The sequence below is a fragment of the Paenibacillus sp. DMB20 genome (assembly GCF_000987955.1).
Taxonomy (GTDB): domain Bacteria; phylum Bacillota; class Bacilli; order Paenibacillales; family Paenibacillaceae; genus Paenibacillus_AQ.
In genome coordinates, this window is record NZ_LAZU01000028.1 from 94,339 (window position 1) to 121,109 (window position 26,771).

Genomic DNA, 26,771 nt, shown 5'->3' on the forward strand with positions numbered 1-26,771 from the left:
TGGGAGGTAAACGTAAAATGACGAACGAACTACAATATAAAGATTGCATCGAAGCTTGTCTCCAAACCATGAACGCATGTAATGTATGTTACGTTTCCTGCTTGAAGGAATATGATATCGCCTTGCTGCGCGAATGTATCACGTTGACACGGGAATGCGCGGATTTTTGTTCTTTTGCAGCCGAGGCCATGACCCGGATGAGTCCTTATGCTTCCGAGATCTGCTCTTTATGCGTTAAAATGTGCGAAGCCTGTGCCGATGAATGCAAAAAGCATACCCAGGAGCACTGTCAGGAATGTGCGGAATTATGCCGACGCTGTGCCAATGTCTGCCGGGAAATGTGCTGCGTGGCCTAAATCAAAAAAAAGCCTGGTGCCCATTAGTCTTTTGGTTTTGTGGGTATCAGGCTTTTTTTGCGTCCGATTGGAGATGCCGTCAGCTATCCCCCTTGATCCCGGTGAGAAAGGATTTTTGCGAAAAATGCTGTCTCTTTGCAGGTACTTTGGATATATGCGTTTTTGATGCCTTCGGCCTGTTTCATCATTAAGGATTATATTGAATAATTACGATGTGCCTGCCGGCCTGCTGAAGACCGGAGCCGACATTTTGCGAGCATGTGATTCAAGGAGGAAGAGAGATTAACGATGAGGAAATGGAAGTGTCTTGTATTTATTTTGGCGGTAATGTTAATGCTGACCGCCTGCAGCAGTAAAACCGCTTCAAATGAGGCCGGAAAAACGGAGAATGAAATGCAGGTTGACGCCGGGACTGCTAAAAAAAGAGCCTGCAGCGGATAAGGAGACGGTGTCCGCGACAGAAGCAGAGGAAGGGCAAGAGGCGGTGGATGCTGAAATCGTGGCTGAAGTGCCTGAGGAGCAGATGGACAAGGCCGCAGATCCTAATGTTTTGATCAAAGGGGATGTTACGGTTGAAGGCAAGAAGGTTCTCGTTAAGGGGAGCAGCAACCTTCCCCCGGACCTAACCCTGGAGGCGGAAATCACGGCAAAAGGCTATTCGATGTTCGGTTATACGGACGAGGCAAAAACGGAAAATGACGGCAGCTTTGCATTGGAGATCGAAAAGCCGAACCTAAAGAGCACGGATACCATGGATCTTGAAATCGTGTTTCGCCCGGAAGAAGCGGTTGAGCCGGTACAGGAGATATACGGTAAGAAAGGCGAAAAGCTGACCGGTCCGTATGTTTACCAATATGAATCCTCCGGCGAAATATATAAACAGGTTGCTGTCAGAGCGGGGATTAAGGCGAAGGATGCAAAGCTTCAGCTGGAAGAGCCGGGCTGGGAAATTCCCGAGGACCAGGGAAACCCGGAGGTATGGATTAAACCCGTCGTGACCAAAGACGCGAAGAATTACTATGTAACGGGGAAGAGCAATCTGCTCGAAGGGACCGAAGTCAAGCTTGACATCGATATTCCCGACAGCTGGCATATCGGTTATTCTGATTCTGCCGTTACGGCACCTGACGGTTCGTTCGAAATGCGGATCGAGAAACCCAAAAATATCGATAGCTTTTATATTCTGGTTCAAATGGAGCCCGATGAGGATATGTGGCCATCAGCCAAGGAAACATACGGGGAAAAGGGCGAGAAACTGAAAGGGAAGTTTGTAAAAAACAAGCAGACTGATGAAGGAGCCGTTAAGTACATCCAGGTGAAAATGAAGGTTAAAGAAGATAAAAAAGAATCCAAATGATAGGGCAAAAAAACGTCCTTCGGCATATAACTTCGCCGAAGGACGTTTTTTTGGCTGGAAGCCGGTTTGGGGGGCGAAACCTGCCGGAGTGGCGGCCGAAAATTCCCATTTATATGCTTGAGAGGTTTGAAAATGGGATTTTCGGGTAATATAAGCATGTTTTCTGACATGTAAAAACATATAAATGCGGGAAGGGAAGTGCAATTGGAATGCAGGATCGAAGAGACAAGGACCATGCGGGAGCATTCGTGCCTTACATACCGGCTTCCAAATCCATGGCGGAGCTCACGATTTTCGCTATTATTCTGGGGATACTCCTGGCTGTCGTTTTTGCGGCAGCCAATGCGTATTTGGGGCTCAAAATCGGCTTAACGGTGAGCGCTTCCATACCGGCTGCCGTCATCTCGCTTGGAGTGCTCAGGGGAATTTTTCGGAGAAAATCAATTTTGGAGAACAATATTGTGCAGACGATGACCACGGCAGGGGAAGCCGTGGCGGCCGGCGCGATATTTACGCTTCCAGCCCTGTATATGTGGAACCATGTGCCAACAATGGGGACGATCAGCTTTATCGTCCTGGTCGGCGGCTTCCTCGGGGTGGCGATGATGGTTCCGCTTAGACGGCTGCTTATCGTCAATGAGCATGCTACCCTGCCTTATCCGGAAGGAACGGCATGCGCGGAGGTGCTGATTTCGGGAGAAACCGGAGGGAAAAGCGCCAAAATGGTCGTATACGGCTTTCTTATCGGAGGGGCCGTAAAAGCCATGGGCGACGGATTCAAATGGTTCCGTACAGAGATTGAGAGCGCCATGTTCCGGTTCAAAAACGCGGTCATCGGCATGGATATTTTTCCGGCTTTGCTTGGTGTCGGTTATATTATCGGTCCCCGAATCGCGGGACAAATGCTGGCAGGAGGCGTATTGGCCTGGCTGGTGCTCATCCCGGTCATCGGTTTTATCGGAGCGGGCAGCGGTAGCATCGTGGCGCCGTCCGCTGATCCTATCGGCGAACTGGATGCCTGGGGGATCTGGAGCGATTATATCCGCTACATCGGGGCCGGCGCCGTGGCTGCGGGAGGATTGATCACGCTTGTCAAAACGCTCCCGATGCTGTTCAGCTCGCTAACGGCAACGCTCCGCGGCCTGCAGAAGAAGGAAAGCGCCAAGGTCACGCTGGATAGGACGGATTATGATATCCCGGGTATGTGGGTTTTCCTTATGATCGCCGTGCTGATCATCATTATCGCTTTCGCTCCGCTTACGGATGTGGGCATTGTTGGCGCGGTGTCCATTGCCATTTTCGGCTTTCTGTTCGTGACGGTGGCGTCCCGCATCGTCGGGTTGGTCGGCAGTTCTTCCTCGCCTGTCTCGGGTATGACGATTGCAACGCTGTTGATCGTTACATTCGTGTTCAAAGCAACCGGATTGAGCGGGATGACGGGCATGATCGCCTCCTTGACCGTCGGAGCGATCGTGTGCGTCGCCCTCGCCGTATCGGGCGATATATCCCAGGATTTAAAAACGGGTTATCTGGTTGGCGGCACGCCTTGGAAGCAGCAGGTGGCCATGATGATCGGCGTTCTGGTCTCCGGTCTCGTGATCGGATTCATTTTGTCGGTGCTGAACGAAAGCTACGGATTGGGATCGGAAGACCTGCCTGCGCCAAAGGCCGTGCTGATGCGGATTATCGTGGAAGGCATCATGGCGGGGAATCTGCCGTGGGACCTTATTTTCATCGGGGCAGCCTCCGCTGTTGTGTTTGAGCTGCTGGGACTCAATTCGCTTACCGTAGCCGTGGGGATTTACCTGCCGGTTCATGTAAGCACGCCAATTATGGTAGGCGGGATTGTCCGCTGGTTCATCGAGAAGATTTCCAGGAAAGATGAAGAGGCATTGAAGGCAAGAGTGGAGACAGGGACGCTGCTGGCCTCCGGTCTGATTGCGGGAGAATCCCTGATCGGGGTCATCATTGCCGTATTGATCTGGATGAATGTTCCTATTCCGGGAGCAACCCTGATCGAGAACAACTGGCTGCCCCTCCTGATCTTCCTGATCGTCACGATGATTTTGACCTGGGGCACGTTGGCCGGCAAAAAAATCAATTGCAGTCAAAAGGCAGGCGTGAAGAGGATGATCGGGAATACAGCCAAGAAACCAAGAGACGGACAAAATTTGCTGCGCATGATTCCGGTTCTGCGGGATGGACTCCAACTCGCCGGCTCGAACGGGCGATGGGTCGTGCATGTCCACCGGCAATCGTGGCTGGAGCGGCAGGCCGTACGATTTTTAAAACAGCCTGCGGTGATCAAGGTGTCCCTTGACGAACTGGGCGCATCGGTCGTTGGGCGCTGTGACGGAAATCATTCGATATCCCGAATTGCGGATGCGTTAAAAGACGAGTTCGGCGAGGCGGCTGAGCCGCTTCTGCCAAGACTGGCCAAGTTTATTGAACTTATGGAGGCCAATGGATGGCTCGAATGGAAATCAGTCGAAGCGGAGCCGTCTACCTTGGAGAATGTCGGCGGCCAGTAAAACGCGACGGCAGATCCCAAAGTTAACATAGCAAAGCCCCCGCCACCGCGATCCGCAAGGAAAGTGGCCAGGGGGCTTGATTTCATATTAAGAAAGTATTAGGGATCCTCCCGCTTTTCATGCCCCATCGTTGTCAATGGCTGGAAAATCATTGTACAATGTTTCTAAACCATTGACGGAGGCATAAGAATGAATGGAGATTTGTTGGTGTTGAACGGGGTAAGCAAGCGGTTCGGAAAACACCTGGCGGTTAGCGATATCACCTGGACCATCGGCAAGGGGGAATGTGCCGCCATTACCGGAGGGAACGGAGCGGGGAAAAGCACGCTTCTTCATCTTATAGCCGGTCTTTCGCTCCCATCCCAAGGAACCAGAATCGTTTATGATAAAAGAATGAGGATCGGATATGTTCCGGAGAAGTTTGCAGGCTTACGGTTCACCCCGGAGGAGTATCTTTATCATACGGCCAGGATACAAGGATTGGGCAAAGCGGCGGCCAACCGGCGCGTGGACGGGCTGGTGACGCTGTTTCGGATGAGGGAATATGCCGGCCGGAGGATGAACGGCTTTTCGAAAGGAATGCTGCAGAAGGTAAATTTAATGCAGGCCATGTTGAGTCTTCCCGGTCTGCTTGTTCTCGATGAACCGCTGTCCGGTTTGGACGAGCCTTCCCAGCATGATATGATATCCGTTCTGGGCGAAATCAAAAACCAGGGCACTGCCATCGTGATGTCGGTTCATGAGCCGTTATTGACGTCTGCCCTGGCCGACCGGATCGTTGTCATGAAGCAGGGAAGGATCATTCGGGATGCGCTGCATGATCGGACCGAGGATACCGGATGCAGGCTCCTTTTTCACGGCCTCCCGCCGGATGCGATGCTGCAAGTGGAACGGCTTGACGGTTTCCGGTATTGGTTATCGAGAGGAACGCCGTCGGAAATCGTGATCCGGCGGGAGGCTTCCGACGATATCCTCCTCTTTGTGCTTAAGGCTGGCGGTTCCGTGATTCTCTTGCAGCCGATGGACGAAAACGTGCAGGTGTCCCCAAGCCAATCCCGCGAATCAAAGGCGGTGAGCGGATGACCGTCATCATGAGCGTGCTAAAGTATCTGCTTGTCAGTTACACAAGGTCATACCGTTATTTCGGACCGGTTGCCTTTGTGATCATAACCGTGCTGTTTTTGTATTCTTATAAACCGAATCCGGTTATGGACAGTTATGCCGTAACCTCATCCATTCTGTTTATAGGATGCGCTTGGTTGGGCTTGAGCTTTTTAAACCATGACCAAGGCCGGCAGACGGGATTGCTTGTCCTGCATTCGGGCAGCGCGTTAACGTTTTATATCGCTCAATTTGCCGCAATTGTCCTTCTTGCTGCCTGCTTGAGCGCGGGAGCGGTTCTCTATCCGATGCTGACCGGCATGTTTAACGAACCGGTAGGCTGGATGAGGTTCCTTACGGCATTGTCGGCCCATGTTTCCCTATCCTTGCTCGGTGCGGCCATTGCGCTGTTTTTTCAAAACGGTTGGATCGAAAATTACGGGAGGGCTGCCGGCATGATGCTCGTACTGATTGTTTTTTCTTTTGCGGGGTTGTCCTTGGGCAGCCAATTGCCGGAATATGCGAAATGGGTCATCTATCTGCTTCCGCCCGTTTCGCCGATGGTTGACATGATGATGCACGACTCTGAGCGGTTGTTATGGGAAAAGGCCGGCATGATCGCATATTCGCTGGGATACACGGCTTTTCTGCTTGTCGTTTATCTAAAGGCAGCATGTTCAAAGGATACTGCGGATTTAATTCGAAAAGCAGGTTGATGCAGGAGGAATCTTCCTATACCATTAATAGAGAAAGACGGGTTATATCACGAAAAAGGCAACCTATGGATCGGGAGGAGTACGATGAAACAGACACGACTGCTCGACAGTGACCACTCCAAAGAGCTGTTTGCCTATTTCGGTTTGGCGGTATACTACTCTCAGGCACTGGAGCAGCAGCTCGCGAATTTGCTCATGCTGATCAAGCTGTCTAAGGGAAAGGTACCTTCGGAAGAGGACTTTACGCAACTGTATCAACGTAAGCTTAGCAGTTCGCTTGGGCAGCTTATTCAGGAAATACAGCATTATTTTCCTTTTTCCGAAGAAGAAACGCTTCAGCTGAAGGAAGTATGGAAACAGCGTAATTATATCGTTCATGATTATTTCAAAGAGCGTATTCATGAAACGTTCAGTCCAGCCGGACGTTCCCGAATGATCCGGGAGCTTACCGCGTTTAAGGACCAGGCTCAGGCACTGGAGCAGAAGCTGCAGGGATATTCCAAGGAGATGTACATCAAACTGGGATTGGAAGGGGACAATAGTCCTGATTTTTAATAATCCGAAAATGCCATGAAACATATTTCAGCGGGTCTCCGTCAGAAATGATAGGAGGTGCAAGCCATGAAAAAAACGATGAAAATAGTAACAACCCTTCTTATCTCATCATCCCTTCTCGGCGCAGGCGCAGCATCCGCATTTGCCTTTACCGATATAGAGGACAGCGGCCAGCTGGCCATCGTAAAAGCGCTGCAGTCCAAAGGGATCATCCAAGGAATCACCGCCGACAAGTTTGCTCCGAAGAAGACGATTACGGCGGCGCAAGCGATTCAAATGGTTATAAAAGCGACGGGGCTGGAAGCTTATCCGAACTATTCGGGGAAATCGTTCAGCAGCGTACCGGATAGGGCCTGGTATGCGGATGCCGTGAAAATCGCGGCCATGCACGGACTTCCGGTTTCGAACGAGACGAAGTGGAATGAACCGGTCACCCGAGAGGATTTTGCCAATCTGCTGTATTCGGCCATCTCGGAGACGGGGAATTATCCCGTAGTCTTGATGCACATCAATGTGGCTGATGAGGATCAGATGAAGAAGGAGAGCATAGGAGCCGTTCAATTCCTGTTGTTAACCGACATAACCGACCTTGATAAGGACGGCAAGTTTCATCCCAAAGAAAACCTGACCCGGATCGAAGCCGCAAAAATGACGCATGCCGCGATGAAGTTTATAGCAGAGCATAAGCATAATACTCCGGGCCAGGATGATACGGCCGAGGAAGGCATTTCAACGAAAGTCGTAAAAGTAACCGATGAGGTAAACAAGGTTGTCATCACGAAGGACGGTCTGCCAAACCCCGGCTACAGTATCGCCGTTGATTCCATTGATTTCGTTACCGATTCGGAAGCCGTGGTTTACTACAAAGTGATTGGTCCGGATCCGGGAAAAATGTATCCGCAGGTCATTTCCAAGTCATCCGTGGATGTGTTTGTACCATCAAAGTTCACCGTAAAGGTAAGAGCGGCCAAGTAACCGAACCGCGAGATCTACCACGATATTTTGGGAAACGAATCGGCAATAAACTAGAGAAGCCCCGCCAGGCGCATGCTTGGCGGGGCTTCTCTTCAGTTAATACGCCGACAGAGACGTTTTTCTTTTGCTAAAAACAGTCTCCTCGCACGAGAGGGACGACGAGACTGTTCGGTTGGCGTTATGCAAGGCCGCCGGCCGCTTCTGCTGCAGCTGCCGCAAAAGCGGCTTCTTTCTGTTCCGGCGGCGGCTGCATCGAGCCCTGCTGCAGCTGATACATTTTGTAATACCGTCCCTGAAGCTCCATCAGCTCATCGTGGGATCCCTTTTCCACAATTTCGCCGCGGTGCAGAACCAGAATCTGATCGGCGCTGCGGATCGTGGAGAGGCGGTGGGCGATGATAAACGTGGTGCGTCCCTTTTTCAGTACCTCGAGCGCATCCTGTATCAGCGCTTCGGTTTCCGTATCGATGTTGGCGGTTGCCTCATCCAGAATTAGGATGGCGGGATTAAACGCCAATGCCCGGGCGAAGGAAATCAGCTGCCGCTGGCCGGCGGACAAGGTGCTTCCTTTTTCGATCACCGGTTCGTCAAAGCCCTGCGGCAGATGACCGAGCAGTTTATCGGCGCCGACATCGCAAAGGGCTTTGTCGACCTGTTCCCGCGTTATGCGCGGGTCTCCGAGACTGACGTTGGAGGCTATCGTACCGGTAAAGAGGTACGGATCCTGCAGCACGATTCCCATATGCTGACGCAGCCACTGTTTCGGAATGTCGGTGACGGGCTGGCCGTCAATGGTAATGGTTCCTTCTTGCGGATCATAAAAGCGGAACAGCAGGTTGATGATCGAGCTCTTGCCGGATCCCGTATGGCCGACCAGCGCAACGGTTTGACCCTGCTTAGCCTCAAAGGATATGTTCTTGAGCACGTAATCTTTCTTGTAAGCAAAAGAAACATCCTTGAATTCCACATTGCCTTTATAGCGGGGCATCGAGCCGTCGGTGACCGCTTCGCCCTTCTCGTCCATCAATTCGAAGACCCGCTTGGCGGAAACGATGGATGAGTCCAGCGCGGCAAGCTGGTTGACCATGCCGGTGATCGGCTGGAACATGCGTCCCATCAGATCGACATAGGCATATAGCACCCCGATGGATACAATGCCTGTTCCGTTCAACGAGGCGGACCCAAAGTACCATAAAATGACGACAAATGAAAGGTTGCGGAGCACATTGACCAGGTTGTGGGTTGTCAGGGAGTTCAAATTGAGCATTTTGTTCTGATGAGCCATGTAATCCTCGTTCAATGCTTCAAACTCTTCCTGGGTCGCCTTCTGGCGGCGGAATACGCGAATGATCGGCATCCCCTGGATCGATTCGTTGATAATGGCGTTTATTTCACTAAGACGGGAACGGATCACCACGTTGTATTTGGTGGCGAATTTCCGGTAAAGCACGGTCCAGATGACCAGCATCGGAATCACGAACAGGCTGATCAGGCCCAGCCGCACATCAAGCAGGAACAGTGCAACGTACACCCCGGTTACATAAATGGCACCTGAAGCGAAATTGGACAAAACGGCCACAAACAGATCCTTTACGCCTTCGGTATCGTTCGTTACCCGGGATACGACCTTGCCCGCGGGCAGGTTGTCAAAGAAATGCACGGGCAGGCGCTGGATATGCGCGTACACGTCCGTGCGCAGCTTTTGAATGACGCGGTTGGCGGATGATTGCAGCCAGTAGGTTCGTGCAAATACCGCAATCATGGAGACCACCATGGCGATCAGAAACAGACCGACCAATCTATAGATTCCTGGAAGCTCCGGCTCAAAAAAGGCGAAGAGCTCGGAAGTAGACAGCTTGGCGGCGGGATACTGCGAGCTCTCATTCCCGTAAGAAATGGTCAGGACCCCGTCTTGGAAGGAGCGATCGCCTTCCGTGCGTTCAACCCGCTCCGGAACGAAATAAAAGCTGCTCCCGATTTGCAGGATGCGAACTTCCTTGCCGCGGGTTTCTTCATCCCGGAAATGGTCTTCCCGTTTATAATGGCTGCCTTGATAGGAGGCTGACTTTTCCGGCGACGAGGACTCATAATAAGGCTTCTCGATCCCCAGAATGTGGTCATCAATCATCGTTTTCGCGATAAACGGACCGGCCAGCTCGGCGGCAACGCCGATGGCAAGCATGATGAGGGCTGCGATGAACGTGCCCTTTGCGGTTAAAGCGTATCGGAAAAGCCGTTTGGCAATTCCGGATTGATTGGATATCGTTTGATCGGGATGGGTCAATTAAGACACCTCCTCGGAGTTCAGATTATTTTCAACCTGCTGGCGTTCAAATTGCTCGCGGTACCATCCGTTCAATGCCAGCAGATCGTTATGGGTTCCCTGTTCAACAACGGCACCCTCGTCGAGCACGACGATCCAGTCGGCATGCTGTACGGCGGACAGGCGGTGGGTGGATATGAGTGTCGTTTTGCCTGCGCGTTTCGTTCGGATATTCTCGATGATCCGGGCTTCCGTCCGGGCGTCGACGGCGGAAAGCGCGTCATCCAGAATCAAGATTTCCGGATCGGAAATAAAGGCGCGGGCGAGAGAGACCCGCTGCTTCTGCCCTCCCGAAAGGGCCACGCCTTTCTCGCCAACGAGCGTGTCCAGGCCGTCGGACAACGTATTCAGATCCCTGTCAAACGCCGCGGTTGCGATGGCATCCATAATGACCTCGTCGGAGGCGTTCTTTTTGCCGAACTGAATATTTTGTCTTACGGTTTTGGAGAACAGGATCTGTTCCTGCGGTACATACCCGATCCAGCTATGCAGCCGGTCCTTGGACAAATGATCGACGGGAACGCCCGAGATCAGCAGCTCGCCCGTTCCTGCAGGATACTCATGCAAAAGCTGCTTCAGCAGCGTGGATTTGCCGCTGCCGGTTCTGCCGACGACGCCCAGCGTTTGGCCGCTGCGCAGAGTCAAAGAAACATCTTTCAGGTTATCGACGCTTGAGGTCGGGTAACGGAAGGTTACGTGATGAAATTCGATGGAATCCGGTGTTTTCACGTCGACAGGCTCTACGGGATCCACGACATCCGGCATGACGGCTAGCGTATCGTTTACGCGGTCAAGGGAGGCATTGCCCCGCTGCATAATATTGATGAGCTCGCCGATGGCGAACATGGGCCAAATCATCATCCCGAGGTACATGTTGAACGATACGAGATCTCCGAGCGTGATTTGATTTTGAAACACCATGTAAACGCCGTAAGCGAGTCCGATGACATAACTGAGTCCGATGGAAAAGTTGATCGTCGGTTCAAACAGGGCATCCACTTTGGCCACAGCCAGGTTTTTGCGGTAAACATCGTCCGTAATCTCCTGAAAGCGGCGCTGATCTTCGCGTTCTTGGACGTAAGCCCGAACGACGCGGATACCGGCTATCGATTCAAGCACCTGGTCATTCATGACCCCGAAGGCGTCTTGTGCGGCGGTGTATCTCTTATGGATGGCTTTGCCGTAAATGACCATGCCGATCGCAATGATCGGCAGCGGCAAAATCGCCGCCAGCGTCAGCTTCCAGCTGACGATAAATCCCATGGCAAACAAAACAACGATGAGAAATACCGTTGAATCGGTCATGACCAGCATGCCGAACCCGGCGGTGGCGGCGACGGAACGAATGTCGTTTGTGGCTTTGGCCATCAGGTCACCGGTCCGGTTTTTCTCGAAAAAGGGCGGGAGCATGCCAAGCAAATGGTTCATGAAACGTGTACGGAGCAGACGCTCAACCAGGTTGGCTCCCCCGAAAATGCGATGCATCCAAACATATGTACCTAAATAGATGACCGCGACCGTTCCGAGAATCAGGAACACGTATTTGGCAAGGGAAGCCCAGGTAATCGAACTACGGACAATGTCGTCGATGGCGTTTCCCAGCAGAAGCGGGGGAATCAGTTCAATTCCTCCGCACAGGATGAGAAAGAATAACCCGATCAGGTATCTTTTCTTCTCAAGCTTGAAAAACCATCCTAAATTTTTGAGTACGGCAAACAAAAAAAATCCCTTCCTTTCATGTGCGGGCTTCAGGCTCAATTCATACGTTAAACCAAAAAAAGCATATCATCTCCTGGAACGGATGATATGCTTCATTCATTAACTTATCATGCGCACGGAATGGCAACGACGACCGTGCGTAAGAGATACTTGCAGTTCAGTAAACCTTTACAGAACCCGTATCAAAATTGAGGGAGTACCGGCAGGGCGTCGTCAGTATTCAATTGTATAAGGTTATGCATATGACGATCAGCATAGACAATGAATGTATTGAACACTTTAACCACCCTTTCGTTTTAAATTTACAATAAATTGAAGAAGATCTCGTATGGACTGAATTTTATCACCGGGGAACGGGAATTGTCAAACCAATTTTATGAAATACGGCTCATGCCCTGTGGCCGCTTTTTTAACATAAAAGGTTTGTAACCCTGTACGCATATGCGTTATGATACATATACACCATTGAAAGATGAGGTTTGAGATAGATACTGCCCTCGAAGGAGAGTGTTAGGCTTGAACATTGAAGTCAGTCATGAGGCAGCGCGCTGGTACGTGAAAGAGCTTGAACTGAATGCCTGCATGTTTGTCCGATTTTTTCCTCGTTACAGCTCCGGCGGCGGTCTGCACCCCGGCTTTTCTCTCGGCATTTCCGTGGAAGAACCCACTGATCCCGGGATAACGCAGCAGGCAGGGGATGTCACGTTTTACATGGAGGAAAGTGATCTTTGGTACCTGAAGGGATATGATCTTCATGTGGAGTATGAGGAATCCCTTGACGATATTTCGTATATTTATAAAGAAGAAGGCGCTGACCGTCAAGACCAGGCGTAGTAACTTGCCTGAAGCGCTTTATCCTGTCCGGAAAGGAGGTTCCCGAGGATGAACCTATATCACCGCGATATCCGTCAGTACATAGGCAAGCGGTCGATGATCCGGGTCAAAGCAGCGGTTATCGCGCTGAACGAATCCGGTGAAATCCTGCTTTTGAAACGGCAGGCGAAGGACGTATGGGGACTTCCGATCGGTAAATTAAAGCCGGGAGAATCGATGGAAGATGCGGCTGCCAGAGAACTTTGGGAAGAGAGCGGCCTGACTGCGGATGCCATGCGGCTGATCAACCTGATATCGGGTCCGCAGTACATGAAAAAGTACAGAAACGGCGACGAGGAGTATTATGTTATCGGCGTATATTCCGCGTCGGGGCTTCGAAGCGCGATAGACCTGCCCCCGGAAAGCGATGTCTCCTTAAAGTATTTTGACCTCGATCTGCTGCCGCCCATGGACTCGGTAACCGGTCCGCTGATAGACATGATCCGCTGCCAAATACGCTGAGTTTTTTGTTTTAGAAAAATCATGTTTATGGTGACGGGATTCCCCGAAAGGGGAATTTTTTTTCGCGCCGAAAGACCCCTGACCAGGCATGGCAGGGGTTTGCTGTAAACGGCGGCTTGCACTATGTCGTTTCTTCGAGCGCAAAATCGAAATCATCGATATCGTATACCTGAACCGGGATGGACGCATCGATAATTCGCTGGATCAATTCATATTGGTCTGTCAGAACAGGCGCTTCGATTCGCTGGGCCGTGGCCAGCATTTCGGTTTCGACAGGGTCGAACAATTCGCCGTAAGGTGCCGTGTCCATGGCGTTCATGATGGTGACCAGGGTCATTTCACCGACGGGAATGGACGGGCTTTTGGCCCAGGGAACCTGAAGGGCGCGGTCGATTTTTTTTCTTGTTGAGCGGCTCCTCAAAATAATCGATAAGCTCGCTGATCTTGGTGCGGACATGCTGTTCATCCGGAGCGTTGTGCATCAGCGGCTCGTCGGAGCTTAATAACTCGTATAATTCCAGGACGGTTGTGTAGGGTATGATGTATTCCACAGGTCTTGGCGGCACAAGAAGCTGTCCGTAAATCGCGAGCATGACGGCTTCCGTCACAAATACTGTACTCATGTTAATCCTCCTGCTGGCAAAACCGTAATAAATGAGTTTAGCATTATCAAAGCATTGCGGCGGACAAAAGTCAACAGCTGGGCTTTATTGAAGAACCGTAAACTTGTCCGGGCAATTGTTGATTTCGTCCCGCACCATGAATGATGTACAGGAAAGGGGCTGTTTTTACTATTGAAGACATGGAAGATTTATTATCCGTTTGTTAAACCCTATTTAAAATGGATTATATTAACCCTGATCATCGGGATGATCAAGTTCTCCATTCCGCTCCTTCTGCCGATGATCATGAAATACGTCGTCGACGGGCTGCTTATCAATCCCGATCTTGGCGTGGAGCAAAAGATCGAACAGCTGATGCTGATCCTTCTCGGGACATTGGCGCTGTTTATCGTCGTCAGGGGACCGGTGGAATATTTACGGCAGTATTTCGCGCAATTTATCACAAGCCGCATATTATTCGATATGCGTAACCGGCTGTATGCCCATCTTCAGCGTTTGTCGCTCCGGTACTATCAGAACACGAAGGTGGGGGAAGCGATTTCCCGCTTTATTAACGATGTCGAACAATCCAAGAACCTGGTAGAAGTCGGCATGATGAATATATGGCTTGATATTTTCACCTTAACGTTTGTACTGATCGTCATGTTTGTTATGAACCCGGTATTGACCCTGGTGTCCATTTCGGTGCTGCCTTTGTATGCGATTGCGGTCAACCTGCTTTATAAGCGGCTTAAGAAGCTGACAAAAGACAGATCGCAGGCTTTGGCGGGAATTCAGGCCTATCTCCATGAGCGGATCCAGGGCATTTCGGTCATCCGCAGCTTTACGCTGGAACGCTATGACCAAAAGAAATTCGAAGCGATTAACGGCAATTTCCTTAAAAAGGCGATGGCACAGACCCGCTGGAATGCCTTGACGTTTTCGATCATTAACACGTTGACCGATATTGCCCCCATTCTTGTCATCGGCTATGGCGGTTACCGGGTCATCCAAGGCGATTTAACCTTGGGGACTTTTGTTGCCTTTTTCGGTTATTTGGACAGGCTGTATGCCCCCCTCCGGAGACTGATCAATTCCTCAACCGTCTTGACGCAGGCTACGGCCTCGCTGGAGCGCGTGAAGGAACTGATGGACGAGCCTTACGATATTGTGGATGCGCCCGATGCCAGGAAGCTGCCGTCCGCCGGCCGGATCGAGTTCGATCGCGTATGGTTTCAATACAACGATGATGCGGGCTGGGTACTAAAGGATATTAACCTGACGATCGAGCAGGGCCAGACGGTTGCTTTTGTCGGCATGAGCGGGGGCGGAAAATCCTCGTTGATCGGCTTGATCCCGCGTTTTTTACGATGTGCAGAAGGGCCGGGTGAAAATCAGCGGTTTGGACGTCCGCGGCGTGACGCTCGACAGCCTGCGCGGTTCGATCGGCATGGTGCTGCAGGACAATTTCCTGTTCAGCGGGTCCGTCCGTGAGAATATCCTGTTCGGAAACCCGGAAGCCTCGGAGGAACAAATCATTAGCGCCGCAAAATCGGCCAATGCCCATGACTTTATCATGAATTTGCCGCAGGGCTATGACACGGAAGTGGGGGAACGCGGCGTTAAGCTGTCCGGAGGTCAAAAGCAGCGTCTTGCCATCGCCAGGGTATTCTTGAAAGACCCCGAAATCCTTGTTCTGGATGAAGCGACATCCGCGCTTGACCTGGAATCCGAGCATCTCATCCAGCAGGCGCTGCAATCCCTGTCGAGCAACCGCACAACCCTGATCGTTGCCCATCGCTTGTCCACGATCACCCATGCCGATCAAATCGTCGTGCTGGAGAACGGGCAGATTACGGAGCAGGGGACGCACAACGAATTAATGGAGTTGAACGGAAGTTACGCCCGTCTATATAACGTTCAGCATTTGGAGTCCTAGAATACAAAAAAGGCTTTCCCGCCGGCAGTTCATGCCGCGGGAAAGCCTTTTTCAATATATATCGCGCAATTAAGACTTGCCGATCAGCAGCGACAGAATTCCCGCCGCGATCAGGGGACCTACGGGTACGCCGCGGAAGAGGGCGACGCCAAGGACCGTTCCGACCAGGAGCCCGGCCACGATGGTGGGGTTGGTTCCCATCAGGACGGCCCCGCGGCCGCCGAGATAGGCGACCAGCATTCCCACGCCGATCGCAAGGAGAGACTTCCAGTTAAGAAAAGACTCCCCGATGAGCTGCAGGCTCATTTTTCCGCTGGCGATCGGCGACATCACGCCAATCGTCAAGATGATGATGCCAATGGTCAGTCCGTACTTTTCCAACCAAGGAAAAACCTGCTGCAACCCGGTTACGCGGATCAGCAGCAGAACGATCATCGCAATGGTCACTGGGGAATTGCTGCTGATGATGCCAAGTGCGGCCAAGGCAAGCAAAATGAGCGAGGTGACATCCATCTTGTACGCCAACTCCTTTACTGAACTGATGACGTGCTTCGTTAGGTTTTATGGACGGGCGGCAATATGCTCCGCGATCAAGCCTCCGTGAAGACGGCCCGTTTCGATAAATACCTCGTTGGCATTCCGTCCGGAAGCGATAACGCCTGCGACATAAAGGCCGGGAATCGTCGTCTCCATGGTTTCGGGATTATAACGAGGTTTTTCCATCTCCTCGTCAAGTTCCACGCCGGAAGAGGACAGCAGTTTGCGGTCCGGCCGGAAGCCGGTCATCGCGAGAACAAAATCATTGTCAACGATCTGCCCGGAGCCGTCTTTCGCGGTGATCGTTATCGAGTTTTCTCGGATTTCGGTAACTTGAGACTCCGTATAAAGCCGGATTCGGCCTTTACCTACCATGCTTTCAAACAGGGGTCTGACCCATGGCTTGATGTTTTCCGATACTTCCTTGCCGCGATAAATAACAGACACTTCCGCGCCGACGCGGATTAATTCCATGGCTGCGTCGACCGCCGAATTGCTGCCGCCGATAATGGCGGTTTTCATTCCGGCATAAGGGTGGGCTTCCCTGAAGTAATGAGTTACTTTATCCAGGTCCTCGCCCGGAATTCCGATATAATTCGGATGGTCGAAGTAACCGGTCGAGATGACAACGTTCTTGGCAGCCCTGAAGCTTTCGACGCCGCCGCGTTTGCGGGTGTCCACCCTGAATGAACCGTCGTCCTGCTTCCGGATGGAGATGGCCTCCTCGTATGCGGATATTTGAAGTTTATAATGCTCCGCTACCCGGCGGTAATAAGCAAGCGCCTCGTCCCGATACGGCTTGTCGTTCGATATGGCAAACGGCACGCCGCCGATTTCCAGCATTTCCGCAGTACTGAAAAATTGCATGCGGGTCGGATACAAGTAGATGGAATGCACGACATTGTGTTTATCGATAAGTTCTGTGGACAGGCCGCGTTTACCGCATTCGATGGCTGCCGATAATCCGCAGGGGCCTGCACCGATGATCAATACGTCCAGCATGGTGAACCTCCTTATGTAGTTAGCGTAACGAGTAATCAGCAATATTAATCCTACCGCAATTGTCGAGATAAATCCATAATCACTGCCAATTGCCGTAAAATCGGAAGCGTAAAAAAAGAGAAATATTGACAGCCGAAATGAATTAGATTAACATCTAATTAGATAATTATTAAATTAAAAAAAATGTCAAAGGCGGGATGCAAAATGCAGCTCGATAAAATCGTGAACGTGCATAAACTGCTCGGCGATCCAAACAGAATGCGAATCTTGATGCTGCTTGGCATGGGCGAACTAAACGGCCAATCGCTCGCCGATAAGTTGAGCTTATCCCAGCCGACGGTTACGCATCATGCTTCCAAACTTCGCGAAGCGAATATGATCCGGGAGCGGAGGGAGAAGAACATCATATTCTTTTCCCTGAATCCGGAATTTATACGGCAGGTGCACGAAGCTTCATTGGCCTTTATTTTCGGAAAGGAAGGAGGTGAGAGAACGATGGCCGCAGACCATGCAACGGTTCGGGAATCCGTGCTTAAAAACTTTTTTACCAAAGACGGAAGGCTGCGCCAAATTCCGGCCCAGTATAAAAAGAAATTAATCGTTTTCGAGTTCCTCGCCGAGAAGCTGGAACCCGGGCGCCAATACGGCGAAAAGGAAATCAACGAATTCATTAAACGGTATCATGAGGATTTTGCGACAATCCGGAGGGAATTCATCATGCATCATTTTATGTACCGCGAGCAAGGCATTTATGTTCTGAATCCGCGGGAAATGTGGAGCAGGTGGGAAGAGGCCAAATAAGTGCCGGCATTAAGGAATGAGCAAGGAATTTCTATTGAAACAAGAGCCGAAAAAAGCCTTCTGCTCGGGAAAAAAGTCCAAGCGGAAGGCTTTTGCCATAACTTATAAAGGGATCATTTCGCCGGATCGATATCGATGTTGCCCGAGTGGGTATCCACTTTAATGGTATGTTTGCTCTCTTTTGGCGATTTCGGAGTAGTAATGTCGCCGGAAAGCGTAGTCGCTTCATAAAAACCGTCAAAGCCCGGGTCCGGAATGATATCAACGTCGCCCGACAGGGTCTTGACGTCAATTGAAGACACGCCTTTTAATGTCAGCTCGACAGATCCGGAATGGCTTTCCAAACGGCTTTCCCCTTCCAGCTGCTTCAAATCGATGCCGCCGGAGAGGGTCTTCGCCTTGACTCCTGCCGTGATGCCGGCTCCCGATATATCCCCTGAATGATTGTTTAATATAAGTTCATCGGCGGTGATATCATTCAGCTTGATGTGGCCCGACAATGAGCTTATTTTCATTTTCTTAGCCGTGCCGCTGCTAACTTCAAGGTCCGAGGAATACGAGGAAAGGCTAAGTTCATCAAGCCGCGTGCCCTTAGGGAGAACAACTTGGATTTTTCCTCGCGCCGATTGCAGGTTTACGCTGAATACTCGAAAGGTTTCGGGCGGGGTCAAGTCCATTTTAAATTCGGAGCCTTCGGGTTTCAGCTGTTTCAGCCGGTCAATAACCTCCTGGTGTACGTTCCCTTGGAAATCGATATAACCTTCGCTTCCCTTACCGGGCTCAAACGAAACCTCAATGTCCACATTTCCTTCAATCGCGAGTTTTTTTGAGATCCTGGGCCGTAACTGTCCATTTCTGCTGGTGCGCCGGGTAATCCGCTTCGAATTTGAACTTGTTGTAAGCCATGCCGATGGCCCCGATCAAAATAAGAGCGAAGGCGATTCCTATAATAAATTTATGCTTCATCGAGCCGATCTTCCTTTCATCATACGTATATTCCATCCGGCGTAGCCTTTGGTCATCACCCACAACCCTATAAAGATCCAACGGGAAAGGTAAGCAAGCAGGATGCCGACGCCAACGAGAGATATGGACATGAACAGCTTAGCCGGGGAAAAGTTGCCGTTAAGCAAATAGTCAATTAGCAGGAGTACAGGGCTTGCAATGCCTCCCGCGCTCGCAGCAGCGAACCCGATGCCGCAGCTCCAGAAAGCGGCCAGCAAAGGGACGGCGATAAGCCCGGTAAAAAAAAAGACCGATCAAGATAAATATGCGGCCTATAATCGACGGATTGGAGGGAAGATACACCGGCATATCCGTAAAACGGTCTCCAAGCGCTTCGCGGGCCACTTCAAAAGGGTCCCCGAGTTCACGGGCAATTTCTTCTTCGGAACGCCCGTTTTGCAGGCCAAAGTCAAAGTGGGCTTCCACATCGCCGATCAGCTCCCGGCGTTCTTCCGGATGGAGGGGAGCCAGCCGTGTTTCCAGTATGGATAAGAATTGTTTTTTATTCATCCTCGTTTCCTTCCTCTATCAGATTAGTCACGTTTTGAACAAACGATTTCCATTCCTTGATCATGGCTTCCATGTAAGCTTTGCCGCTCTCCGTCAACTTATAGTATTTACGGGGCGGGCCTTCTGACGATTCCTGAAGATACGTGCTGCAGTATCCTTCGTTGACCAGCCGCCTCAAAAGAGGGTAAAGCGCGCCCTCGGCGACCTCGATATGGCGCGATACAGACTGGGCCAACTCATATCCGTACTGGTCCTTGCGCTGAATGAGAACCAAGACGCACAGCTCAAGCACCCCTTTTTTGAATTGAACACTAACATCCAAAGCGTTTCCTCCAATCGTGCATGAATTCATAAAGAACAGGTACTGAATATTAAACATTAGCTATATAGAGAATAACATCAGGTACTGATTAATGCAATATACTGACACCTAAATTCCCCAACATTTTTATCAAAAAACGTGTTCTTGCAGGAAAACGTTTGGCATACTATATATTCGGACGGAATGAAAGGGAAGCGGTTTGAAGGGTCAATATATGGAATAAACGGGGATCTTCGGGATTGCCGCTTGTCTGAATCAAGCTTTGAAAAAGCCGATGCGGCGAGGTTTTGGGCGTTTTAATCTGCAAAAGAGGGGTTAATAGGAAATACGGGCATTAGGAAAATTTTCCTTTCCCTAACTTGTCATGTAAGGAGTGAACGGCATGTCCATCGATCGATTTATATTAAGAAAACTGGACAGCTCCCCCAAGCTGCACACTCGCCTGAATCTGGTTAAGCTGTTCCAAATTCGCATCCGCAAGGCCCAGACGGCGGAAGAGCGCCATTTTCGCTGCCGATAAAATTCAAAAAAAGGGCTATCCCTTTTTTAGAAAAGGGATAGCGCAAGAGAGTCGTTTTCACTTTTGCTGTGAAGAATTGCCTCGGATCCTTCGATTTCAATGCTGATGAGGGAGTTGAGGCATTTTTTTGAGCGCTTTTTTTACCGTTCTGTATTTTATGGTCAAGCGCGCTGGTCAATAGCTTAAGTACCTTCTGTACCGGCTGTTTGTTCTCCGTTGTAAAGTAGACGGGAACCGGTTTGTTTTGAAACATAATGAGCGTTTTCATCCTATCACCTCACGAAAAGTTATTTCATGATATTTGCATTATAAACGGCCAATCTTAAAATAACCTTAAATTCTGAAAACAAATCAAAAACGCCTTTCATGAGAGTGACATTTCTGTGAACTCTCTTTTTTGCTTATAAAATAGGCTGCATTAAGCAAATTACGTATACGTAAACATTCAAATTTTGGTCCATTTCCCTGTTTCATTCTAAAAATCGGTTCTTTTGAACCATGCTATCCGCAGTCAAAATAGGAAATAGGAAATATGACACAAATTGACAGGATCGACCGTGTGATGATACAGTTACAATACTGTAACCTATTTTTTAACCCCTTTGATATAGGGATTGGCCCTTTTACAGGGAATACACTATTACGATATATAGAAGGGCAGGAAAATTCAGATGATTCTCACCGTGATTAGCGGGCGCAACGAAGAAGACTGGTTTGACATCGACGTTCCGGATGAATGCTCCGTCACCCGGTTGAACGAATTGCTCGGACTCCGGCTTTTTCATGAACCTTCGAGTCCCGGCATTCAATATATATTGGAAGCGAAATTTCCGGAAGGCCTTTGGTTTACCGTGGAAGAAGTTCCCACGATCGTGGAGGCGGGACTCAGGGAAGGTGCATACATTCGCCTTCAACGGGCCTTCTCTACGACCGATGAGGAAGCGCCCGTGTACGGAAGAAGATCGCTGTTTCAAGAAACATGAATTGGGGTAAATAACCCTTTGATTTCTGCTAGAATCACATCATACATATTAAATTTCGACTGTTTCCGAGATTTTAAGGGGGAGGACCACGATGAACGTCTTGTACCAGCGTTCGCCAAGAATCAAGCCTGCGCTTCATATGGAAGAGATGGAGATATTAAGACCTCCTTCAGAGCCCAACAAGCCTTCATTTTCATTAATTTCGATTATCATTCCCGTTATTATGACCGCCGTTACGATCGGTTTCTACGTTTATTTGAATATGAGCGGAAAAATGGGCAGCAACAACTACTTTTTTTTTTGCTTTCTATATTTATGATGCTCACCTCATATACGCTTCCCTTTTTTTATGTATCTGGGTAACAAAAAAAACATACCAGCGGAAGTTGGCGGAACGGAACCTCATGTACCGTTCGCAGCTTAATCTGCATCGCGAGGAGCTGAAAGAACGGCAGAAGGACCAGGTGGAGCTGATGTACGAAATCCACGGCGATCCGGATGTATGCTTTCAAGTCGCGAAAAACCGGAGCAGCAGCCTCTGGGAAAGATCGCCCGAGGACGACGACTTTTTGAAGGCCCGTATCGGAAAAGGGACGGTACCGTTCCATATACGGGTGCGCCCCCCGAGAGCTGACGGCTATGAGAAGGATCCCCTCATTCAAGCTGCCGAGGATTTGGCTTCCGAATTTGAGACGGTCGAGGAAGCATCAATCACTTTGCCCCTGTTTGAATCCAAGGTGGTCGGAGTGGTTGGAGGACGCGAGAACGTGCTGAATGCGCTGCGTGTCATACTGGCTCAAACCACCGTTCGCCATTCGCCTGACGAGGTCAAGATCGCCGCTTTTTATGAGGAAAAGGAAGCTCATGAGTGGGACTGGCTTCGCTGGTTTCCGCATTCCTGGGACGATGACCGTTCCATCAGATATCTGGCTGACCGGCGCAGCAGCGCCCATCAGCTGGCGGATGAGATTTTCATGCAGCTGTACCGCCGCAAAAGCAACCGATCGGAGTACGGCAGGAAGTCCGTCGAGATTCCGGCGTACGTCGTCATTCTTTCCGACAGCCATCTCATCGAAGAAGAGCCGCTGCTTCCGCTTCTTTTGGAGGACGGGGAAGCCGTTGACGCGGTGACCATTATTTTGTCGGACCGCAAGGAAAGCCTGCCCATGCATTGCCAGCTCATTGTCGAGGTCGAGCGGGCTGAGGGAGCTTATACCATCAAAAAGGCCGGAAATATAGGCCAGCAGTCATACGAATCGGACAGCATCAGCCGCGAACAGATGGAGGCTTTAGCGCGTTACATGGCTCCTATCCGCCTGAAGCGTTCCTCCGCTTCGGATATCCCGCCGGTTTTGACGTTGTTTGAAATGATGGAAATCGAGAAGATCATGGAGCTTGATGTCAAGAGGCGTTGGCAGCAAAACCGGTATCCGGATACGCTTCCCGTCCCGATGGGCGTCCGGGCCGGAAATAAAAAAAATCAATCTGAACCTGCATGATAAAATCGAGCGGGGCGGCCACGGGCCGCACGGATTGATCGCAGGAACGACGGGATCGGGGAAGAGCGAAGTGATCCAATCGATCGTCGCGTCGCTTGCGGCCGAGTTCCATCCGCATGATCTTGCGTTCATGCTTATCGACTATAAGGGCGGGGGGATGTCCAATACGTTTCTTCATCTTCCCCATGTGGTCGGTACCATCACTAACCTGGACAACAATCTGATTGAACGCGCCAAAATATCGTTAAAAGCCGAGCTTGTCCGGCGGCAAAAAATTCTAAACGACGCGGGTAATCTGCAGCACATTGACGAGTATTATAAACTGCTTCGCGGCAGGCATGGGGAACCGCTGCCGCACTTGGTCATCATTATCGACGAATTCGCCCAGCTGAAAAAGGACCAGCCGGAGTTTATGGATGAGCTGATCAGCATAGCCGCCATCGGCCGAACGTTAGGAGTGCACCTGATCCTGGCCACCCAAAAGCCGGCCGGGGTCGTGGACGACAAGATTTGGAGCAACTCGCGGTTTAGAATCTGCCTCCGCGTTCAAAGCGAGGGAGACAGCCGCGACATGCTGAAAATACCGAATGCGGCCTGGATCAATAAGCCGGGCCGAGGGTATTTCCAGGTCGGAAGCGACGAGGTTTTTGAGGAGATGCAGTTTGCCTGGAGCGGCGCTCCTTATATCGAGAAGCAGGATTCGGAAGGCCTGATCAACATCAAGGAAGTCCGTTTGAACGGGAAAATGGAACCGATGCTGATGCCTTCTCATCCTTCGGGAGCACATCGGGAGGAAATGCCTAAACAGCTCCAAGTATTTATCGACCGTCTGGCGGATATCGCCCGGGAAGAAGGGATCGAGAGACTTCAAGGGCCTTGGCTGCCGCCTCTGCCGGAAGTCCTGGATCTGGATGAAATTCTGGCGGAGGAAACCGAAGGGTCGGCCGCGGTGTTCGGCGATGCCCCTTTAACCGCTTATGCCGGTATGTTGGATGATCTGCCGAACCAGTGCCAAAGACCTTTGAAGCTGAACTTGGAGCAGGGCCATTGGGCGGTTTACGGGATGCCGGGCCTGGGAAAAACGACTTTTATACAGACCATGCTTATGTCTTTGGCCGTAAGATACTCACCCGACCAATGGCATGGGTATCTGGTGGACATGGGCCGGATGATGCGCGACTTTTCCGGTCTTCCCCACATCGGAGGCGTGATGAATGCGGAAGAGGAGGATCGGATCAAACGATTGTTCCGATTCCTGACGAAAACCGCCGGTATCCGCAAGGATATGATAGCGGACGCGGGGGTAAAAACCATCGCGGCCTATCGCCGCTCGATGTCGATCAACGTGCCGCAACTGGTCATCGTCATCGACGGTTACCTAAATTTCCGGAACTCGTATCCGGATGAAAACGATATGCTTGAATACCTGCTGCGCGAAGGCGGCAGTCTCGGCATCACCTTTGTCATCACCGCAAACCGGATATCCGATATGTTCGAAAAAGTCCGAAGCAATATATCCCATGCCGTTTCCTTTGAACTGGCGGACCCGGCCGATTACTATTACGCGGTCGGACGTCCGTCAAGAGCGCCGAGCCAGCTTCCGCCGGGAAGAGGCCTTGTCAAAGGCCAGGTTCCGCCGATGGAGTTCCAAACGGCGCTCCCTGCGCCGGGACAGGATGAAGGACAGCGCTCCGCCGAGCTTCGGAGCCTTATTCAGCGAATCAGCGCTTCATGGAGCGGCGAAAGAGCCCCTTCGATCAACCCGCTGCCGGAAAAAATAAGCCTGTCCGAGCTGTTAAGAATGGATCAGCCTTACGAACAGGTTTCGGGCGCAGGCAGGTTCCAGGTTCCGGTCGGACTCTCGACGGACGATCTGTCCCCATTCCTGGTTAATCTGGAAGAAGGGCCTCATTTCATCGTGGCCAGCCCGATGGAGGGCGGCAAAACGTCGTTCCTGCTAAGCTGGATGTTATCCCTTGCTCTTCATGCATCTCCCGAAGAGCTGGAGATTTATACGGTGGATACCCGTTATGGAAGCAGCGGACTCAGCCGGCTCAGGCATCTGCCGCATGTGCGCGGTCATGCCGAAAGCGAAGAGGAGCTGGCCCCGCTGATTGCCGGGCTCTATGAAAAAGTGCAGAACCGCACAAAAGAAGGAAACGATTCGGCTATTATTTTATTCATCGATGATGCCGATGTCATGAGTAAGCAGCTCAATGATTTTACAATAAAAGATCAGCTGTCTTCGATTGTGAGACTTGGAAGAGACCGGAAGGTGCATGTCGTCCTTTCCGGCGTTCCGGCTGATTTTCCGACCTTTGGGGTGGATTGGTTTACGGACGTTAAAGCGTCGCAATCCGGATTTTTATTCGGGACCCTGGATTCGAACGATTTGTCGTTCTTTAGAATCCCGTTTTCAGAATCTGCCAATAGTCCCGGGGGCCTAAAATTGCTTCCGCCGGGACAGGGGTACTACGTAAAACGAAAATTTTCCAGAATTAAAGGCGCAGTTCCGTTCGACGAAATATGGAACGCCCAAAAATGGGTCACAGAAATTCGCGACCGATGGCATGTTGTAGTTTGAGGGGAGGTGGCTCATAATGTTGACGATTCATGCTTCCAAGCAGGATACGATAACGCTTGACAATAAGGAATTTTTCTTTCTCGCGGGCATTCTTGGCTCGGACCGTTTGCTTGGGGTAGAAGACCCCTTCAGCGGTTATCTGGCGGAGGAAATTGCCGGGGAATGGGAGGCCGCGAAAAGATCCCTTCTGGATAAGCGTTATTTGATACGCGAGGAGAGCGGGGAACTATCGATACCGCCCGAAGTGTTATCCCGCGTAGCCATCGCGGGGCTGGCGGAGCGTGCCTGTTGGTTGAAGTACGAGAATAGCGGCAAATCGTTTGAAGGATATTTGCACGTAACCGACGAAAATGTAATACAAGTAAGCAAGTGCGGAGAAAACGATTCGTGCTACATGCTCAGCGAGCTGGGCTCGATTGAAGATACATGCAATAAGCTTGTGGAGGATTTGGCTCTCAGCGATCAACCTTTGGGGGAGATACCCGCATTGCTGCTGAGCCGTAAAGAATTTGCGGATATTTACACCTGTGCTTCCGATACGAACAGCGATGAAATCAGCGACAGGCTGGCAAGATTGACTGACGATGCGGAAGGATCGATAGCACTGGCAAAATGTTTGAAAAATCGGGTTTCTTCGGGGGAACTTCAGCTGTCCATATGGAACGGGTACAACTGGGAGAGTCAAAATGCAGCGTTTGTCGCAAATGAGTCCATGAATTGGTTGCTGCGGATGAGTCTTCAGGGCGATCAGGATTGGCTGACCGCAGCGCCTGCAACCAAGGAGCAGTTTCATCATATGCTCCTTATGTGGCTGAAACAGTAACGAGAGCCCGTTAGAAAGGTGAGGACCAATGCGTATATCTGTCGAACCGGAATCGCTCCGGACATTAAGCCGTCAGCTTTTGCAATCCGGCGATCAAATTACGGCCATTACGAATCAGCTTAGCCAGGCGATCAACTCGCTGGTGTGGGAGACCTCCTTAAAAGCTGCGGTTATTGATGAATGGCAGTCGGCCCAACGCCTTGGAGAGCATCTGGGAGCTCTCTTGGCAAACATGGGCAAGCATTTGCAGGGAAAAGCGGATTTGTTCCAGGAAACGGATCATCAGTACAATACGATACTGGAGCACGCTTTGGTAGGCGGGGTGTCGCCGACAGCCCTGTTTGCGGCCTCCAAGCAGGAGGGGGGAAGCTCCATTTTGCCGGAATCGGGGCTTTCTTCATCCGTTATCTCGAATCCAAGCTCCGCGGCCGCCGCAGTCGGCATGAGCAGCGGAGACGGAGGGAATTCGGCAAAGCAGGCCGCCCTTAACGGTCAAGGATGGACATTTACGGATCCTTCCAATCTGGCATCGCCAACTAATTTGATTACTCCTTGTGTATTTTGGGTTTCAATTATGGGTCGTTGGGGGTAATTGGAATTTAGGTCTGAGGACATTTTGTAAATCTTACCAACATAGGATAAGATGACAATTGTTGATCAGAACCGATAATACAAA

Annotated in this window: 25 protein-coding genes and 4 pseudogenes; 19 read left to right on the top strand and 10 right to left on the bottom strand. The window is 50.8% G+C overall.

The features are described 5' to 3' along the window. Window positions 1-17 precede the first annotated feature (17 nt). The 8 genes and pseudogenes from XI25_RS13520 to XI25_RS13550 all read left to right on the top strand — a co-directional run bounded on the left by XI25_RS13520 (window position 18) and on the right by XI25_RS13550 (window position 7,591). Window positions 18-356, top strand: coding sequence for a four-helix bundle copper-binding protein (locus tag XI25_RS13520; RefSeq protein ID WP_046679067.1), 339 nt, complete (start codon window positions 18-20; stop codon window positions 354-356). 388 nt (window positions 357-744) lie between these two features. Further along, a complete protein-coding gene (locus XI25_RS13525) occupies window positions 745-1,713 on the top strand; it encodes a hypothetical protein (protein ID WP_152669129.1) in 969 nt (322 codons plus the stop codon). Between the two features lie 209 nt (window positions 1,714-1,922). Then, window positions 1,923-3,809: pseudogene (locus XI25_RS13530) on the top strand (OPT family oligopeptide transporter); the annotation flags it as partial. An 84-nt stretch (window positions 3,810-3,893) separates the two neighbouring features. Further along, on the top strand, window positions 3,894-4,244 hold the full coding sequence (locus XI25_RS36870; protein WP_200901427.1) for a PqqD family protein: 351 nt from the start codon (window positions 3,894-3,896) through the stop codon (window positions 4,242-4,244). A gap of 189 nt (window positions 4,245-4,433) precedes the next feature. Further along, complete coding sequence (locus tag XI25_RS13535; RefSeq protein WP_046679068.1) at window positions 4,434-5,327, top strand: ABC transporter ATP-binding protein; 894 nt, start codon at window positions 4,434-4,436, stop codon at window positions 5,325-5,327. Beyond that, window positions 5,324-6,061: a hypothetical protein gene (locus XI25_RS13540; protein ID WP_046679069.1), complete on the top strand. Its 738-nt coding sequence runs from the start codon at window positions 5,324-5,326 to the stop codon at window positions 6,059-6,061. Before XI25_RS13535 ends, XI25_RS13540 begins: the two co-directional genes overlap by 4 nt. A gap of 84 nt (window positions 6,062-6,145) precedes the next feature. After that, the gene (locus tag XI25_RS13545; protein ID WP_046679070.1) at window positions 6,146-6,616 is read left to right on the top strand and encodes a hypothetical protein; all 471 of its coding nucleotides are present in this window, start codon (window positions 6,146-6,148) and stop codon (window positions 6,614-6,616) included. 66 nt (window positions 6,617-6,682) lie between these two features. Then, window positions 6,683-7,591 (top strand): S-layer homology domain-containing protein, encoded by a 909-nt coding sequence (locus XI25_RS13550; protein WP_046679071.1) that lies wholly within the window; start codon window positions 6,683-6,685, stop codon window positions 7,589-7,591. Window positions 7,592-7,769: 178 nt separating this feature from the next. Here the strand turns inward: XI25_RS13550 and XI25_RS13555 are convergent, their stop codons facing one another. Both XI25_RS13555 and XI25_RS13560 read right to left on the bottom strand, forming a co-directional pair. Further along, a complete protein-coding gene (locus XI25_RS13555) occupies window positions 7,770-9,875 on the bottom strand; it encodes an ABC transporter ATP-binding protein (protein WP_046679072.1) in 2,106 nt (701 codons plus the stop codon). Further along, the gene (locus XI25_RS13560) at window positions 9,876-11,633 is read right to left on the bottom strand and encodes an ABC transporter ATP-binding protein (RefSeq protein ID WP_046679174.1); all 1,758 of its coding nucleotides are present in this window, start codon (window positions 11,631-11,633) and stop codon (window positions 9,876-9,878) included. It abuts the gene before it with no gap. A gap of 516 nt (window positions 11,634-12,149) precedes the next feature. Here XI25_RS13560 and XI25_RS13565 point away from each other — a divergent pair. After that, window positions 12,150-12,467 (top strand): HesB/YadR/YfhF family protein, encoded by a 318-nt coding sequence (locus XI25_RS13565; RefSeq protein WP_046679073.1) that lies wholly within the window; start codon window positions 12,150-12,152, stop codon window positions 12,465-12,467. Between the two features lie 48 nt (window positions 12,468-12,515). Beyond that, entirely contained in the window at window positions 12,516-12,968 is a 453-nt protein-coding gene (locus XI25_RS13570; RefSeq protein WP_046679074.1) for an NUDIX domain-containing protein, read from the top strand. Window positions 12,969-13,089: 121 nt separating this feature from the next. Here XI25_RS13570 and XI25_RS13575 read toward each other — a convergent pair. Then, window positions 13,090-13,591 (bottom strand): annotated as a pseudogene (locus XI25_RS13575) (ADP-heptose synthase). Window positions 13,592-13,762: 171 nt separating this feature from the next. On the opposite strand from XI25_RS13575, the pseudogene XI25_RS13580 reads away from it, so the two are divergent. Then, a pseudogene (locus tag XI25_RS13580) lies at window positions 13,763-15,509 on the top strand (ABC transporter ATP-binding protein). Window positions 15,510-15,578: 69 nt separating this feature from the next. On the opposite strand, the gene XI25_RS13585 reads toward XI25_RS13580, so the two are convergent. Both XI25_RS13585 and XI25_RS13590 read right to left on the bottom strand, forming a co-directional pair. Beyond that, a complete protein-coding gene (locus XI25_RS13585) occupies window positions 15,579-16,022 on the bottom strand; it encodes a DUF441 domain-containing protein (protein WP_046679075.1) in 444 nt (147 codons plus the stop codon). 48 nt (window positions 16,023-16,070) lie between these two features. After that, on the bottom strand, window positions 16,071-17,048 hold the full coding sequence (locus XI25_RS13590; protein ID WP_046679076.1) for a YpdA family putative bacillithiol disulfide reductase: 978 nt from the start codon (window positions 17,046-17,048) through the stop codon (window positions 16,071-16,073). A gap of 204 nt (window positions 17,049-17,252) precedes the next feature. Between XI25_RS13590 and XI25_RS13595 the strand changes: the two genes are divergently transcribed. Beyond that, window positions 17,253-17,849, top strand: coding sequence for a DUF2087 domain-containing protein (locus XI25_RS13595; RefSeq protein ID WP_046679077.1), 597 nt, complete (start codon window positions 17,253-17,255; stop codon window positions 17,847-17,849). A gap of 113 nt (window positions 17,850-17,962) precedes the next feature. On the opposite strand, the gene XI25_RS13600 is transcribed toward XI25_RS13595, so the two are convergent. The 4 genes from XI25_RS13600 to XI25_RS13610 all read right to left on the bottom strand — a co-directional run bounded on the left by XI25_RS13600 (window position 17,963) and on the right by XI25_RS13610 (window position 19,686). Then, window positions 17,963-18,652: a DUF4097 family beta strand repeat-containing protein gene (locus XI25_RS13600; protein WP_052759602.1), complete on the bottom strand. Its 690-nt coding sequence runs from the start codon at window positions 18,650-18,652 to the stop codon at window positions 17,963-17,965. Between the two features lie 7 nt (window positions 18,653-18,659). After that, window positions 18,660-18,815 (bottom strand): hypothetical protein, encoded by a 156-nt coding sequence (locus XI25_RS33350; protein ID WP_160308913.1) that lies wholly within the window; start codon window positions 18,813-18,815, stop codon window positions 18,660-18,662. 171 nt (window positions 18,816-18,986) lie between these two features. Next, complete coding sequence (locus XI25_RS13605; RefSeq protein WP_235439862.1) at window positions 18,987-19,364, bottom strand: DUF1700 domain-containing protein; 378 nt, start codon at window positions 19,362-19,364, stop codon at window positions 18,987-18,989. Then, window positions 19,357-19,686, bottom strand: coding sequence for a PadR family transcriptional regulator (locus XI25_RS13610; RefSeq protein WP_046679078.1), 330 nt, complete (start codon window positions 19,684-19,686; stop codon window positions 19,357-19,359). Before XI25_RS13610 ends, XI25_RS13605 begins: the two co-directional genes overlap by 8 nt. Window positions 19,687-20,068: 382 nt before the next feature. On the opposite strand from XI25_RS13610, the gene XI25_RS33720 reads away from it, so the two are divergent. After that, complete coding sequence (locus XI25_RS33720) at window positions 20,069-20,206, top strand: hypothetical protein (protein ID WP_200901423.1); 138 nt, start codon at window positions 20,069-20,071, stop codon at window positions 20,204-20,206. A gap of 26 nt (window positions 20,207-20,232) precedes the next feature. Here XI25_RS33720 and XI25_RS34615 read toward each other — a convergent pair. Continuing rightward, a pseudogene (locus XI25_RS34615) lies at window positions 20,233-20,474 on the bottom strand (hypothetical protein). 403 nt (window positions 20,475-20,877) lie between these two features. On the opposite strand from XI25_RS34615, the gene XI25_RS13620 reads away from it, so the two are divergent. The 6 genes from XI25_RS13620 to XI25_RS13635 all read left to right on the top strand — a co-directional run bounded on the left by XI25_RS13620 (window position 20,878) and on the right by XI25_RS13635 (window position 26,687). Further along, window positions 20,878-21,189: a hypothetical protein gene (locus tag XI25_RS13620; RefSeq protein WP_046679079.1), complete on the top strand. Its 312-nt coding sequence runs from the start codon at window positions 20,878-20,880 to the stop codon at window positions 21,187-21,189. A gap of 91 nt (window positions 21,190-21,280) precedes the next feature. After that, entirely contained in the window at window positions 21,281-21,508 is a 228-nt protein-coding gene (locus XI25_RS36875) for a hypothetical protein (protein WP_442950388.1), read from the top strand. Between the two features lie 85 nt (window positions 21,509-21,593). Beyond that, entirely contained in the window at window positions 21,594-22,688 is a 1,095-nt protein-coding gene (locus tag XI25_RS36880; RefSeq protein ID WP_442950389.1) for a hypothetical protein, read from the top strand. Next, window positions 22,588-25,272 (top strand): type VII secretion protein EssC, encoded by a 2,685-nt coding sequence (essC, locus tag XI25_RS13625; protein WP_442950390.1) that lies wholly within the window; start codon window positions 22,588-22,590, stop codon window positions 25,270-25,272. The genes XI25_RS36880 and essC overlap by 101 nt, the downstream gene beginning before the upstream one ends. A 16-nt stretch (window positions 25,273-25,288) precedes the next feature. Beyond that, window positions 25,289-26,095 carry a hypothetical protein gene (locus XI25_RS13630; protein WP_046679080.1) on the top strand — a complete coding sequence of 269 codons (807 nt, stop codon included), beginning with the start codon at window positions 25,289-25,291 and terminating at the stop codon, window positions 26,093-26,095. Window positions 26,096-26,123: 28 nt separating this feature from the next. Further along, complete coding sequence (locus XI25_RS13635) at window positions 26,124-26,687, top strand: WXG100 family type VII secretion target (protein ID WP_235439863.1); 564 nt, start codon at window positions 26,124-26,126, stop codon at window positions 26,685-26,687. Window positions 26,688-26,771: the final 84 nt, after the last annotated feature.

Excerpts from the sequence above, each read along its gene's own strand:
- XI25_RS13520 (WP_046679067.1), top strand. The coding sequence starts at position 18 with ATGACGAACGAACTACAATATAAAGATTGCATCGAAGCTTGTCTCCAA.
- XI25_RS13525 (WP_152669129.1), top strand. The coding sequence starts at position 745 with ATGAAATGCAGGTTGACGCCGGGACTGCTAAAAAAAGAGCCTGCAGCG.
- XI25_RS36870 (WP_200901427.1), top strand. The coding sequence starts at position 3,894 with ATGATTCCGGTTCTGCGGGATGGACTCCAACTCGCCGGCTCGAACGGG.
- XI25_RS13535 (WP_046679068.1), top strand. The coding sequence starts at position 4,434 with ATGAATGGAGATTTGTTGGTGTTGAACGGGGTAAGCAAGCGGTTCGGA.
- XI25_RS13540 (WP_046679069.1), top strand. The coding sequence starts at position 5,324 with ATGACCGTCATCATGAGCGTGCTAAAGTATCTGCTTGTCAGTTACACA.
- XI25_RS13545 (WP_046679070.1), top strand. The coding sequence starts at position 6,146 with ATGAAACAGACACGACTGCTCGACAGTGACCACTCCAAAGAGCTGTTT.
- XI25_RS13550 (WP_046679071.1), top strand. The coding sequence starts at position 6,683 with ATGAAAAAAACGATGAAAATAGTAACAACCCTTCTTATCTCATCATCC.
- XI25_RS13570 (WP_046679074.1), top strand. The coding sequence starts at position 12,516 with ATGAACCTATATCACCGCGATATCCGTCAGTACATAGGCAAGCGGTCG.
- XI25_RS13585 (WP_046679075.1), bottom strand. The coding sequence starts at position 16,022 with ATGGATGTCACCTCGCTCATTTTGCTTGCCTTGGCCGCACTTGGCATC.
- XI25_RS13590 (WP_046679076.1), bottom strand. The coding sequence starts at position 17,048 with ATGCTGGACGTATTGATCATCGGTGCAGGCCCCTGCGGATTATCGGCA.
- XI25_RS13595 (WP_046679077.1), top strand. The coding sequence starts at position 17,253 with ATGCAGCTCGATAAAATCGTGAACGTGCATAAACTGCTCGGCGATCCA.
- XI25_RS33350 (WP_160308913.1), bottom strand. The coding sequence starts at position 18,815 with ATGAAGCATAAATTTATTATAGGAATCGCCTTCGCTCTTATTTTGATC.
- XI25_RS13605 (WP_235439862.1), bottom strand. The coding sequence starts at position 19,364 with ATGAATAAAAAACAATTCTTATCCATACTGGAAACACGGCTGGCTCCC.
- XI25_RS33720 (WP_200901423.1), top strand. The coding sequence starts at position 20,069 with ATGTCCATCGATCGATTTATATTAAGAAAACTGGACAGCTCCCCCAAG.
- XI25_RS13620 (WP_046679079.1), top strand. The coding sequence starts at position 20,878 with ATGATTCTCACCGTGATTAGCGGGCGCAACGAAGAAGACTGGTTTGAC.
- XI25_RS36875 (WP_442950388.1), top strand. The coding sequence starts at position 21,281 with ATGAACGTCTTGTACCAGCGTTCGCCAAGAATCAAGCCTGCGCTTCAT.
- XI25_RS36880 (WP_442950389.1), top strand. The coding sequence starts at position 21,594 with ATGTACCGTTCGCAGCTTAATCTGCATCGCGAGGAGCTGAAAGAACGG.
- essC (WP_442950390.1), top strand. The coding sequence starts at position 22,588 with ATGTCAAGAGGCGTTGGCAGCAAAACCGGTATCCGGATACGCTTCCCG.
- XI25_RS13630 (WP_046679080.1), top strand. The coding sequence starts at position 25,289 with ATGTTGACGATTCATGCTTCCAAGCAGGATACGATAACGCTTGACAAT.
- XI25_RS13635 (WP_235439863.1), top strand. The coding sequence starts at position 26,124 with ATGCGTATATCTGTCGAACCGGAATCGCTCCGGACATTAAGCCGTCAG.